We start from the raw sequence: 11841 nt of genomic DNA on the forward strand, positions 1-11841 counted from the left end.
GGTCGGCATGAAACCGTTCGCGTCCTCGGCTGACCTGGCTGAGAAGACCGAGACGCTCGAGATCCTCGCCGACGGGGTGTACGCGCTGACCGCGGAGGGTGATCCGAACGTCGGTGCGATCGAGGCCGAGGACTTCGTGATCGCCTTCGAGGCCCGGGCCACGCCAGTCGCGGCCCGGGAGTGGCTGGACAAGCTGCGCGAGCACACCACGAAACCGGTGCGGTATCTGGTGCTGAGCCACTACCACGCAGTGCGGGTGCTGGGCGCATCCGCGTTCGAGGCCGACGTCATCATCACGCACGACAACACCCGCAAGCTGATCGCGGAACGCGGCCAACAGGACTGGGACAGCGAGTTCGGCCGGATGCCGCGACTGTTCAAGGACCCCTCCTCGATTCCCGGGCTCACCTGGCCTTCTTTGACGTTCTCCGATCAGCTGACCATCGACCTCGGCGGGCAACGCGGTCAGCTCGTCCTTCAGTACTGCGGTCGCGGCCACACGGCTGGAGACATCCTGGCCTGGCTCCCCCAGCAGCGTGTGTTGTTCGCCGGTGATCTGGTCGAGGCGCAGGCTGCGCTGTACACCGGTGACGCCTTCCACACCGATTGGTCGACCGGGACGCTCGACCGGGTGAAGGCGTTCGAGGCCGAGGTGCTCGTCGGCGGCCGTGGCGCCGTACCGCGGGGGCGTGCGGCGGTCGACGCTGCGATCGAGCAGACCCGGCATTTCCTGTTCGTGCTGCAGGAGAAGGTCGGGGCGGTGCACTCGCGTGGTGGGACGGTCCGCGAAGCGTTCCAGGACGCGCATGACGCGCTGGCTCCGCAGTACGGTCAGTGGCCGATCTTCGAGCACTGCCTGCCGTTCGACGTACAGCGTCTGTGGGACGAACTGGACGGCATCGACTGGCCACGGATCTGGACCGCCGAACGTGACCGCGAGGTGTGGGACAGCCTTGTTTGACGGCACTCCGGTCGCGGTGATCGGCAACGGACCGGTCGGGCAGACCACCGCGTTGCTGCTGGCTCGCTGGGGTATCCGGGTGATCCTGCTCGACCAGCGACCGGCCCGGGACGTCGTCGGCTCGAAGTCGATCTGCCAACAGCGGGACGTGCTCGACATCTGGGCCTCCGTCGGTGCGGACCGGATCGCCCGCGAAGGTCTGGCCTGGACGACGGCGCGCACGTTCTACCGCGACCGCGAACTGTTCTCCTGGTCGTTCGCGGACCCCGGTCGCTCGGCGCTGCCGCCGTGCGTGAACATCTCGCAGAGCCGCACCGAGGAGATCCTCGACGAACGCATCGCCGCTCAACCGCTGATCGACGTACGTTGGGGCCAAGAGGTCACCGAGATCTCGCAGGACGACAGCGGTGTGACGGTGACCTGCTCCGCGGGCAGTGTGCAGGTTTCGTACGCCGTTCTGTGCGCCGGGGCGCGGGCGGAGACGCTGCGGCAGCAGCTCGGGGTCACGTTCGAGGGCGAGAGCTTCGACGACCGGTTCCTGATCTGCGACATCCGGGCGGACCTGCCGGGGTGGGAGAACGAGCGGCGGTTCTACTTCGACCCGGTCTGGAACCCGGATCGCCAGGTCCTCATCCATCCGTGCCCGGACTCGACGTACCGGATCGACTGGCAGGTGCCCGAGGACTTCGATGCTGACGCCGAGCGCGCTGATGGTCGATTGGATGCGCGGATCCGGCAGATCGTGGGCGATCGTCCGTACGAGATCGTGTGGCAGTCGGTGTACCGGTTCCAGTCCCGGTGTGCGGACCGGATGCGGGTCGGCCGGGTGCTGCTCGCCGGGGACTGTGCACATCTGTACGCGCCGTTCGGCGCCCGCGGTCTCAACTCCGGAGTTCCCGACGCCGAGAACGCGGCCTGGAAGCTCGCTTTCGTCCTGCACGGGTGGGCGCCGGAGTCACTCCTCGAGACCTACCACCTCGAACGGCACGCGGCCGCGCTCGAGAACCTCGCCGTCACCAGCGCGACGATGCGGTTCCTGGTACCGCCGGACTCGGACCATTGGTCGCGGCGCCGCGCCCTGCTCGACGCTGCCGCCGCCGATCCGGCCAAGGTGGCGGACGTCGACTCGGGCCGCTTCGCCGAACCCTTCTGGTACGTCGATTCCCCGCTGACGACCGCCGATGCGACCCGCCCGTTCGCCGGCCGACCACCACGCGGCCAACTGCCGCAGCCCGGTCCGGGCATCCTCATCCCCGACGCGCCGGTCACCGGCGGTGGCCGCCTCCGTGAACTGGTCCGCGACGGATTGTTGCTCCTGACAACTGTGCCGGTCCAGCTCACCGGATTCACCACCGCACCGCATCGCATCATCAGCCTGACGGACCTCGGCCTCGACAACGCCGTACTCGGCGCACGTCCGGGCGAAGCCTGGCTGATCCGACCGGACGGCTACGTCTCCGCCGTACTGACCGACCTGTCACCAGAGTCTGTTAGCGCGGCTGCCCGCCGTACCCTCAACGACCGGAGAACACAAAGGGTCAATCCCGGCGCCACCACGCGCCACTGAGATACTTCGCCGGTGGATACGAGTGACGTAGTGCAGCAGCGGACTGCTTGGGGCCGCTGTGTGGATTGGGCGCTGCGCCCCGCCGAACCCGCCGATGTCGAGGAGATCGCCGAACTCCGGGCCAAGGTGATGCGCCCGGACCTGGAGCGCTTGGGCCGGTACGACGAGCATCGAGTCCGGCAGCGACTGCGCGACTCCTTCTCATCGCAGCACACCTCAGTCATCGTGGCCGACGGCACCTTCGCGGGCTGCGTCACCGTCCGCCCGGCCGACGACGGCCGATGGCTGGAGCACTTCTACCTCGCCCCAGACCTCCAGGGCCGCGGCCTAGGCTCAGCCGTCCTGCGAACCCTCCTGGAACAGATCGACGCCGAAGCCGTCCCCGTCCGCCTGAACGTCCTGCAAGGCAGCCCCGCCCAACGCCTCTACGAACGCCACGGCTTCACCGTGGAAGACGAAGACCCAGTAGACGTCTACATGGTCCGCGAGCCGCACGCTACGCGGTGAGCACACCCGTGCGGCGGAGCCAGGATTGTCGTGCAGGCAGCTGGCGTTGACACCCAGCGCGCGAACCGCTCGACCAGAGGGCAGAGTTGCCGTTGGCCTACTGCTCGCGGGTTTGTTCCTTCTGGCGGGCCGCTTCCTTGCGGACGTCGGCCTGGATCGCGCGCTCGTGCTCGAGCCAGTCGGGGTTTTCGGACTTGAGGGCTTCGATCTCGTCGGTGGTGAGGGCCTCGGTGATTCCCGCCCGGGCCAGGCCGCTGATCGAGACGCCCAGCTTGGCGGCGACCACGGACCGCGGATGCGGGCCGTCGCGGCGGAGGTCCCGCAGCCACTCGGGCGGGTCGGCCTGCAGCGCGTTCAGCTCGTCGCGGGACACGACGCCCTCCTGGAAGTCGGGCGGAGTGGCCTGGAGGTACACGCCCAGCTTCTTCGCCGCTGTAGCGGGCTTCATCGTCTGGACTGCCTTACGCGACGTCATGGCGCAAGAGTAGCGAGCGGGTGCCCGGCCGCCGATCACGCCCGGTAACCTGAGCACGTGACCGGGTCGCGTATGTCGTTCAGGCTCGGGTACGTCCCGGGGGTGACACCGGCCAAATGGGCGCGGATCTGGCAGGAGCGGTCGCCCGGGATCCCGCTGGACCTAATCCAGGTCGCGGCCGCCGACGCCGTCGCCCTGATCCGCAGCCACGACGCCGACGCCGCCCTGCTGCGGTTGCCGATCGACCGCACAGGCCTCCATGCGATTCCCTTGTACGTCGAGACGACGGTCGTCGTGGTCCCCAAGGATCACGTCGTGACGGCGGTCGAAGAGGTGACCGCCGAGGACCTCGCCGACGAACTCATGCTGCACCCGCTGGACGACGTACTCGACTGGGAGCGTCCACCCGGCCGACTGATCGATGAGCGGCCGCCGACGACCGCGGACGCCATCTCACTCGTCGCGGCCGGCACCGGGCTGGTCGTCGTACCGCAGTCGCTCGCTCGGCTGCATCACCGCCGAGATCTCACCTATCGGCCGCTCATGGACGCACCGGAGTCAGGCGTCGCGCTGTCGTGGCCGGAGGACGAGACGAGCGAGCTGATGGAGCAGTTCATCGGCATCGTCCGCGGCCGCACCGCCAACACCAGCCGCGGCCCCGCCACCCCCGCCAAACCGGCCGCCCAGAAAACCACCCAGAAGCAGCCGCGGAAGCCCGCGAAGTCGCCGGATCGCCGCGGCGGTCAGCGCCGCAAGCCCCGCCGCTAGCACCTCCCCTCGAGCAGGCGCGGAACCCGAACTGGCATAAAGTTGAGTCTTCAACTATCATCAGGAGGTGCAGTCGACGAGAAGGAGTACGTCATGGCGATCTTCCGGTTGAACCACGCGGTGCTGTTCGTGCGCGACCTGGCCGCCAGCGTCGCCTTCTACCGTGACGTGCTCGGTTTCGGGTACACCGAGAGCGGCGACTCGTTCCAGGGCGCCGCGTTCCTGCGCGCACCGGGCTCGACCAACGACCACGACCTCGGGCTGTTCGAGCTCGGCGCCCAGGCCGGTCCGTCCGGCGCCGGGCAGACGACGGTCGGGCTGTACCACCTCGCCTGGGAGGTCGACACCCTCGGCGATCTCGAGGACCTGGCCACGACCCTGCGCGAGGCCGGCGCGCTGGTCGGGGCGTCGGACCACGGCACGACCAAGTCGCTGTACGGCAAGGACCCGAACGGGCTGGAGTTCGAGGTCGTCTGGATCATCCCGGCCGACCTGCTCACCGACGAGGACCGGCAGAAGTCCGGAGTCAGCCGGCTGGACCTCGCCGCCGAGGTCGCGAAGTACGGCCGCGACGCCCGCAGCGGCGTCGGCATCTCCCGCGTCCTCGGCTGACCGCTCGAGCCGTTCAGCCGACGAGGTGCTCGGCGATGCGAAGCGAGTTGGCCAGGACAGTCAGCACCGGGTTCACACCACCATTGGTCACGTGCACCGAGGCATCGGCGATCCACACGTTGTCGTGCCCCCAGACCCGGCCGTAGGGATCCGTCACCGACCGCGCCGGATCGTCACCCATCCGGCAGCTGCCCGCCTGATGCTGTCCGACACTCGCTTGCTGAGTAGTCCCAAGACCGTTGATAACAGCCCGCACCGCACCCGCCTCGACCAGCCACTGCCGAGCCTTCTCGCTCATGAACGCCTGCACCCGGACGTCCTCGGGATGAATCGACCCGCTGATCACCACGACCGGGTTCCCGAACCGGTCCACGACGCCCGGATCCACCCGAACCCTGGACTCCGCTGACGTGACCTCCTGGATCGGCCCGACCACCCGCATCGTCCGCCGGGCCTCACGCCGCATCGCGTGTTTCCCGGCCGCGCCGGCCCGCGGGATCAGGCCTGCCGAGGTCAGATAGTCGTACGTCGCTGCCGGCGTCGGAACGAATTCGTTGGCCAGCATCCCGCCGCCTACGACCCCGTCGTTGCCGTGCCGGAAGTCGCACGTCGCGATCGACACCCCAGGCCCGACCAGATCGGACACCTCGTCGTCGAACAGCCCGACGGCACCGGCGTACACATGCGCCTGGAGATACCGCCCGACCTGATCCTGGTTGTTGCCGAGCCCGTCAGGCTCACCGTCGTGCGCGCTGTTGAGCAGCAACCGTGGCGTCTCGGTGGCGCCCGCAGCGACGACCACCTCCGCGCAGTTCACCGTACGACGCCAGACGCGACCGGCCTCGTCGTACCCGACCAACGCCACCCCAACAACCCGGCCGTGAGAGGTCACCAACCGCTCAGCCGTCGTCGAGGTCACCAACGTGCACCGACCTGTGGCGAGCGCGGCCGGCAACGCGGTGTTGTGCGTTCCGCTCTTGGCCTCGACCGGGCACGCGAACCCGACACACTGCCCACATCGCACACAGCCCGCCCGGCCTTGGTACTCGACGGAGTTGATCAGCAGCGGTACGTCGAGAGTCCCCCAGCCCAACCGCTGAGCCGCGGCCGCGAGGAGTTGAGCCGGAGCAGTCCGAGGTAAGGCCGGCATCGGCAACGGAATCGACCGCGCGCCATGCCACGGGTCCGCTCCCCCGCCGCTGACGCCGAATCGCTGCTCGGCCAGGCTGTAGTGCGGCTCCAAGTCGTCGTACGTGATCGGCCAGTCGGCCAGGCTGCTGCCAGACGGAACCCCGTACGTGCTGGCCATGGTGAAGTCGCGCGGGACGAACCGCCACGCCTGCGCGCCGTACACCCGGGTGCCGCCGCCGACCGTGAAGGCGTTGTTCCCCCAACCAGGATCCGGCGGCAGGACAGTACGTCGTACGCCGTCCATCACCGCGATCCGCGGTCGACCGTGCGGATCCGGGTCGGTCGGGGCCGGGAGGGCGGACCAGGAACGCGGGTTCCGCAGGTGGTCGTGGGTCAGCGAGGCTGTCGTCGGGTAGCCGCCGGTCTCGACGACGAGCACCGAGCGGCCGGATTCGGCGAGCACCTGCGCTGCGGCGCCACCGCCTGCACCCGAGCCGATGACGATGGCGTCGTACCGATCGACCAGCGCCGAGGGCGGCGTGATGGCGAGCTCGGTCTGCACCACCTGACCGCCGCCGGGTTCCCACCCGACCACCGTCCAGCCCGGCGGTTGGTTGCCGTAGGCATCGGGAATGTGCCCGTCACCCGCGTAGTACCCCTGCACGACCAGCCGAACGAGCCAGGCGCCGTCCTCATCCGCGAGCACCGCGTCGAGATCCGGCTCATCCCCGGCCACCTCCAACGCCCGCTCCACCCGCGGCCGCCAATCCGGCCGATCGACCGCAAGCACCCGCTCGACGAACGCGACCGCACCGACGTCCGCCGCCGAAGGAAACTCATCCGCCGGAACAGCCACCTCAGCCAACCGCCCGAGTACCACCCGCTGCCATGCCGAGAGCCCATCCACCGCGCATTCCCTTCGCCGCCGTCGCCCCCAGCCTTCCAGACGGTCAGCCGCAGCGGGCTGAGAGGCCGCCGTCGACAGGCAGGCACACCGCGTTGATGTACGACGCGTGGTCGGAGGCGAGGAAGACGGCCGCGTTGGCGACGTCGTACGGCGAACCCATCCGGCCAGTCGGGCTGCGCGCGTGCCGAGCCGCGAGGGCCTGCGGGTCGTTGAGCAGCTGCGCGAGCGGCGTGTCGATCAGGCCCGGGAGCAGGGCGTTGACGCGGATCCCCTGCGCCGCGTACGTCAGGGCGAGCGAGACGGTCAACTGGTTCACGGCAGCCTTGGTGGCGCTGTAGGCCGGGTAGACATAACCCGTGTCGCGGATGGCGGCTACCGAGGACACATTCGTGATGACGCCTCGGCCCGCGCTGAGCATGTGCGGCAGGATGTGGCGGCAGGTCAGATAGGTGCCGGTGAGGTTCACCGCGATGGAGGTGTTCCACGCCTCCGTGCCGGTGTCGATGATCGAGCCGAGATGGACGATGCCGACATTGTTGTGCAGCACGTGCGGCGCACCGAACTCCGCGACGATCGCCGCCACGGCCGCCATGACGTCGTCTTCGGACGAGATGTCGGCGGTGACCGGAAGCGCGATTCCGCCACGTTTCTCGACGACTGCCGCGACCCGGTGGGCCTCGTCGGGGTTGCGATCGACGACCGCTACAGCGGCTCCAGCGTCCGCATAGGCCAGCGTCGCGGCCTCGCCGTTGCTGACGCCGTTGCTGGATCCGTTGCTGAGGCCGCCGCCACTCGACCCCGCGCCGATCACGACCGCCACACGTCCCTCGAGAACCCGGCTCACGTCGTACTCCTTCCCGGACAGAAACGTCTCTCCTCCCAGCCGGCAAAGCACCCGCCCGCAGGCGAGATCAGCCGGCGCCGGTTCCTCTCTCTGTAGAATTCGGGCGTGCCCGGGGACGAGATCCAGCGCGCCGTCGACGAGCTCGCGCATCGGTTGCGCCGTTCGGTGGTCATCAACGACCCGGCGGTGCACCTGCTCTACACCAGCCCGCACTTCGGCGATGAGGACGAGGTCCGGATCCGGGCCGTGCTGCAGCGCGACGCGGGCACCAAAGCGATCGGGCACGTCCTTGCCCAGGGCGTCACGACCTGGACGACGGCCGGCGTGATCCCGCCCAACGACGAGCTCGGCATGAAGGCGAGGGTCTGCGTACCGATCCGCTGGCGCGGTGAGCTCCTCGGCCTGCTGATCGTCATGGACGCCGACGGGTCGCTGACCACCGGCGAGCTGGCCGGCATCGACCAGGTGGCCCGGGACGTGGCCCCGGTGATGTCAGCGCAGAGTACGACGTACGACGCCGCCCGGGAGCAGACGGTGCTCGACCTGCTGACCGGTGAGCCCGCAGTACGACGGCGTGCGCTGGCCGACCTGGCGCCCCGGGACACGGACCGGTTCACGACGGCGATCGCTTTGATCGTACGGCGAGCCGAGGCCGCGGCACCGGCGCACGTCGAAACCGCACTGCGCAACGCGTTACAGGCTCCGTTCGCACCGGCGCAACTGCTCGCGGTCGACGGCCGGAGAGGCTTTCTGCTGGTGGGCAGCGCGGCCCCGCTTCAGCCGGAGGCCGTGCGGATGAGGACCGCGGGGATCCTCGAGCGGGTCCGCGACCTGGCCGCCGGGCACTTCGACTGCGTGGCGGGGACAGGCACCAGCGTGCCCGGCCTCGACCGGGCTCATGAATCGGTCGAACAAGCCCTGCTCGCGGCTCGCGCCGCCGGGTCGCTCTTCCCGCAGAACGCCGTACCCTGGACCGACCTCGGCGCGTACGGGCCGCTGCTCCGGATCCCGCCCGAGCGCCTCACGCCGGACGCGTTGCCGGCCGAGATTCAGCGGCTGCTGGCCGTCGACCGGGACGGCACCCTCACCGACAGCCTGCGGGCCTACCTCGACCACGCGTGTCTCGCACCGGCGGCCGCCGACGCGTTGCACATCCACCGCACCACGCTGTACTACCGGCTCGGGCGGATCAGCGACCTCACCGGTCTCGATCTGACCGACGGACGGACGCGCCTGGTGCTGCATCTCGGGCTCACGATGCTGACGATGATGGACGCCGACCTTCGACAATGAGAGGAAACCACGCTCGGTGATCTCATCGCTGTGCTGTGGTGAGGCGAGCGGCTCGGGTCGATGCTGCTGTCACATCGCCGGGATCGTAGGGAGGATGTCGGATGACCGGAGAGTTCACCACCCGCGACGGCTGCGTGCTGCGGTACCGCGACACCGTGACGGGAGCCGCGACCGTCGTACTGCTGCATGGCTGGTCGCAGTCGCAGGCCATGTTCGACCGGCTGTTGCCCGAGTTGCCGGCGGAGTTCCGGGTGATCAGCTACGACATGCGGAATCACGGACTGTCCGGCCGCACCGATCGCGGTGCGCGCGTCAGCAGCCTCGCCGCCGACCTCCGCGAACTGCTCGACCACCTCGGTGTCGAGCACGCCCACTTCGCCGGGCACTCGATGGGCGCCTCGGTCCTGTGGTCGTACATCGACCAGCACGGCACCGGCCGGCTGGACTCGCTGACCATCATCGACCAGCCGAGTGTGGTCGCGATCCTGCCGGGGATGGATCCCGCGGACGCGCCCACTGTCGGCGCGATCCTCGACTTCCCCGGCGTCGAGGGATTGTGCAACGCCGTGATGGGCGAGAACCAGGCCGCGGTACGACGTGAGTTCCTCGCCTCGATGGTGACCAAGGACATCCCGGCTGACGACCTCGACTGGATGTACGAGCAGAACCTGCTGCTGCCGATGCCGTGGGGATCGGAGTTGCTGCGGGACCACGCATTGCAGGACTGGCGCGACGTTCTTCCGCACATCGACGTACCGACGTTGGTGATCGGAGGTGAGGTCTCACATGTCGCCTCGACCTCGCAGGCCTGGATCGCGTCCCAGATCCCCGGCGCGCAACTGAAGGTCTTCAGCAAGGACGAAGGCGGGGCCCACTTCCCGTTCTTCGAGTCCCCGAAGGACTTCGCCCCGGTCTTCACCGACTTCATCAACGCCCACGCCTGACTTCTGTACTTGTGGGTCCATTTTTTCCGGGCCACGATCGAGGACATGTCACTTGATCAGTACTACCTACTGGGCCGGTCCGGGCTTCGGGTGAGCCGATTGGCGCTCGGCACGATGAACTTCGGGACCGGCGGTTTCCACGCCGCGTACGGGAAGACCGCGGACGAGGCCCGACCCATCTTCCGGCGGTACGTCGATGCCGGGGGCAACTTCATCGACACGGCCGACTTCTACACCGCGGGTGAGAGCGAGACGATCCTCGGCACGCTGATCGAGGAGGCCGGCCTGCGGGAGCGGATGGTGCTCACGACCAAGTTCACCAACAGCGTCGACCCCGGCGATCCGAACGCGGGCGGCAACGGCCGCAAGGCAATGATCCGAGCGGTCGAGGCCTCCCTGCGCCGCCTGCGCACCGACTACGTCGACCTGTTCCTCCTGCACACCTGGGACCGGATCACTCCGGTCGAAGAGGTACTGCGCACGTTCGACGACCTCACCACCGCAGGCAAGATCCGGTACGCCGGCCTGTCCGACGTACCGGCCTGGTACGCCGCCCGCGCACAGACACTCGCGGATGCGCACTCGCTCGTGCCGATGGTCAACCTGCAACTGCCGTACTCCCTGGTCGAGCGGACGATCGAGACAGAGCACGTCGCGGTCGGTCAGACGTTGGGTCTCGGCATCACGGCGTGGAGCCCGCTAGGCAGTGGTTTCCTCACCGGCAAGTACCGGAACACCGAGCACGGCGTGGCCGGCGCCGGTCGTCTCACCGGCGACGGCGCACCCGTGCGAACGTGGACCGACCAGCACTGGGAGCTGCTCAAGACCGTCGAGACCGTCGCCGACAAGCTCGGCGTGACGATGGCCCAGGTCGCCCTGAACTGGGTCGCCACCCAGCCCGGCATCGCCTCGGCGATCGTCGGCGCGAGCAGTCCGGAACAGTTGGACAGCAGCCTGTCGGCACTCGACTTCGAGCTCCCCGCGGAGTTGCGTGCCGCGCTGGACGAGGCGAGCGCCGTACCGCCGGAGTCGGTGTACCGGATGTTCACACCCGAATACCAAGGCTGGCTGGTCAGCCCGGGAGCGCAAGTCGGCGACAAGCCGGCCGACTATCAACCGGCCGTGCACAACTGGACGCCTCAGCCGCGTAGGTAGTCCAGGCAGAGGTCGAGCGCGGACTCCAGGTGTTTGGCGGAGCCCGTGGACATCAGGATCGACACCCCGCCCTGAATCGCGGCGATCACCGCCTGCGCGGCCCGCTCCGGGTCGACGCCGGAACGGATCTCGCCACGGGCCCGCATGTCCTCGATGCCCGCCTGCACCTGGCGCTGCCACTGCTCGAGCAACTGCGCGGTCACCGCCTGGGCGGCCGGCGTGTGCCGGCCGACCTCGGTGATCAGCACGCCGAGCGGGCAGTGCACACCCTGCCGCCGGTACCGCTCGACCACCACGTCACGCCAGTCCTGCCACGCCTTCCAGGAGGTCAACTGCCCCAGCTGCGGCTGCTGATCCTCGAGTACGCGGTCGGCCTCGCGCTGAGCGACTGCCAGCAGCAGTTGCTCCTTGCCCTCGGGGAAGTAGTGGAACAGCTGGCTCTTCCCGGTCCTGCTCCGCCGGCCGACGTCGTCGAGCGTGACCGCCGTGATCCCCCGCTCACGGATCTCTGCCGCGGCCGCGTCCACGATCCGCTGCCGCGTCGCCGTACCCTTCGCCGTCAACACCCGGAAAGTGTACCGAGAAGTCCACTTCCACCCAGCTGGTCTGATTCAGCGGGTTTGCCCACGGCGGGCGCGGGCACCGGCAGGCGGATCGAGGATCCGGAGGTTGTCTGC

The 11841-nt window shown here is 68.9% G+C and carries 12 protein-coding genes; 8 read left to right on the top strand and 4 right to left on the bottom strand.

What is annotated here, in order from left to right; translation table 11 throughout:
• Nucleotides 1-7 precede the first annotated feature (7 nt).
• From V9K99_RS40995 to V9K99_RS41005, 3 genes are read left to right on the top strand one after another with little or no spacing between them, the layout of a single operon-like run.
• Nucleotides 8-961 (top strand): MBL fold metallo-hydrolase, encoded by a 954-nt coding sequence (locus V9K99_RS40995; RefSeq protein ID WP_337324257.1) that lies wholly within the window; start codon nt 8-10, stop codon nt 959-961.
• On the top strand, nt 954-2528 hold the full coding sequence (locus V9K99_RS41000; RefSeq protein WP_337324258.1) for an FAD-dependent monooxygenase: 1575 nt from the start codon (nt 954-956) through the stop codon (nt 2526-2528). Before V9K99_RS40995 ends, V9K99_RS41000 begins: the two co-directional genes overlap by 8 nt.
• 12 nt (nt 2529-2540) lie before the next feature.
• A complete protein-coding gene (locus V9K99_RS41005) occupies nt 2541-3035 on the top strand; it encodes a GNAT family N-acetyltransferase (RefSeq protein WP_337324259.1) in 495 nt (164 codons plus the stop codon).
• Nucleotides 3036-3132: 97 nt separating this feature from the next.
• Here the strand turns inward: V9K99_RS41005 and V9K99_RS41010 are convergent, their stop codons facing one another.
• On the bottom strand, nt 3133-3510 hold the full coding sequence (locus V9K99_RS41010) for a DUF5997 family protein (protein WP_337324260.1): 378 nt from the start codon (nt 3508-3510) through the stop codon (nt 3133-3135).
• Nucleotides 3511-3567: 57 nt separating this feature from the next.
• Here V9K99_RS41010 and V9K99_RS41015 point away from each other — a divergent pair, with 57 nt between their 5' ends.
• Complete coding sequence (locus tag V9K99_RS41015) at nt 3568-4278, top strand: LysR substrate-binding domain-containing protein (protein ID WP_337324261.1); 711 nt, start codon at nt 3568-3570, stop codon at nt 4276-4278.
• Between the two features lie 93 nt (nt 4279-4371).
• Complete coding sequence (locus tag V9K99_RS41020) at nt 4372-4890, top strand: VOC family protein (RefSeq protein ID WP_337324262.1); 519 nt, start codon at nt 4372-4374, stop codon at nt 4888-4890.
• Nucleotides 4891-4903: 13 nt separating this feature from the next.
• On the opposite strand, the gene V9K99_RS41025 is transcribed toward V9K99_RS41020, so the two are convergent.
• The gene (locus V9K99_RS41025; protein WP_337324263.1) at nt 4904-6928 is read right to left on the bottom strand and encodes a GMC oxidoreductase; all 2025 of its coding nucleotides are present in this window, start codon (nt 6926-6928) and stop codon (nt 4904-4906) included.
• Nucleotides 6929-6971: 43 nt separating this feature from the next.
• Nucleotides 6972-7772: an SDR family NAD(P)-dependent oxidoreductase gene (locus V9K99_RS41030; protein ID WP_337324264.1), complete on the bottom strand. Its 801-nt coding sequence runs from the start codon at nt 7770-7772 to the stop codon at nt 6972-6974.
• Between the two features lie 105 nt (nt 7773-7877).
• On the opposite strand from V9K99_RS41030, the gene V9K99_RS41035 reads away from it, so the two are divergent.
• The 3 genes from V9K99_RS41035 (at nt 7878) to V9K99_RS41045 (ending at nt 11164) form a co-directional block, all read left to right on the top strand.
• On the top strand, nt 7878-9065 hold the full coding sequence (locus V9K99_RS41035) for a PucR family transcriptional regulator (RefSeq protein ID WP_337324265.1): 1188 nt from the start codon (nt 7878-7880) through the stop codon (nt 9063-9065).
• A gap of 101 nt (nt 9066-9166) precedes the next feature.
• Nucleotides 9167-10009: an alpha/beta fold hydrolase gene (locus V9K99_RS41040; protein ID WP_337324266.1), complete on the top strand. Its 843-nt coding sequence runs from the start codon at nt 9167-9169 to the stop codon at nt 10007-10009.
• Nucleotides 10010-10054: 45 nt separating this feature from the next.
• Complete coding sequence (locus V9K99_RS41045) at nt 10055-11164, top strand: aldo/keto reductase (protein WP_337324267.1); 1110 nt, start codon at nt 10055-10057, stop codon at nt 11162-11164.
• On the opposite strand, the gene V9K99_RS41050 is transcribed toward V9K99_RS41045, so the two are convergent.
• Entirely contained in the window at nt 11149-11730 is a 582-nt protein-coding gene (locus V9K99_RS41050) for a TetR/AcrR family transcriptional regulator (RefSeq protein ID WP_337324268.1), read from the bottom strand. The two genes, V9K99_RS41045 and V9K99_RS41050, sit on opposite strands and share 16 nt — an antisense overlap.
• Between the last annotated feature and the right edge of the window lie 111 nt (nt 11731-11841).

Source organism: Kribbella sp. CCNWLW201 (assembly GCF_037203805.1).
Lineage (GTDB): Bacteria > Actinomycetota > Actinomycetes > Propionibacteriales > Kribbellaceae > Kribbella.

Coding starts and splice junctions, on each gene's coding strand:
- V9K99_RS40995 (WP_337324257.1), top strand. CDS start 8: ATGAAACCGTTCGCGTCCTCGGCTGACCTGGCTGAGAAGACCGAGACG.
- V9K99_RS41040 (WP_337324266.1), top strand. CDS start 9,167: ATGACCGGAGAGTTCACCACCCGCGACGGCTGCGTGCTGCGGTACCGC.
- V9K99_RS41045 (WP_337324267.1), top strand. CDS start 10,055: ATGTCACTTGATCAGTACTACCTACTGGGCCGGTCCGGGCTTCGGGTG.
- V9K99_RS41010 (WP_337324260.1), bottom strand. CDS start 3,510: ATGACGTCGCGTAAGGCAGTCCAGACGATGAAGCCCGCTACAGCGGCG.
- V9K99_RS41020 (WP_337324262.1), top strand. CDS start 4,372: ATGGCGATCTTCCGGTTGAACCACGCGGTGCTGTTCGTGCGCGACCTG.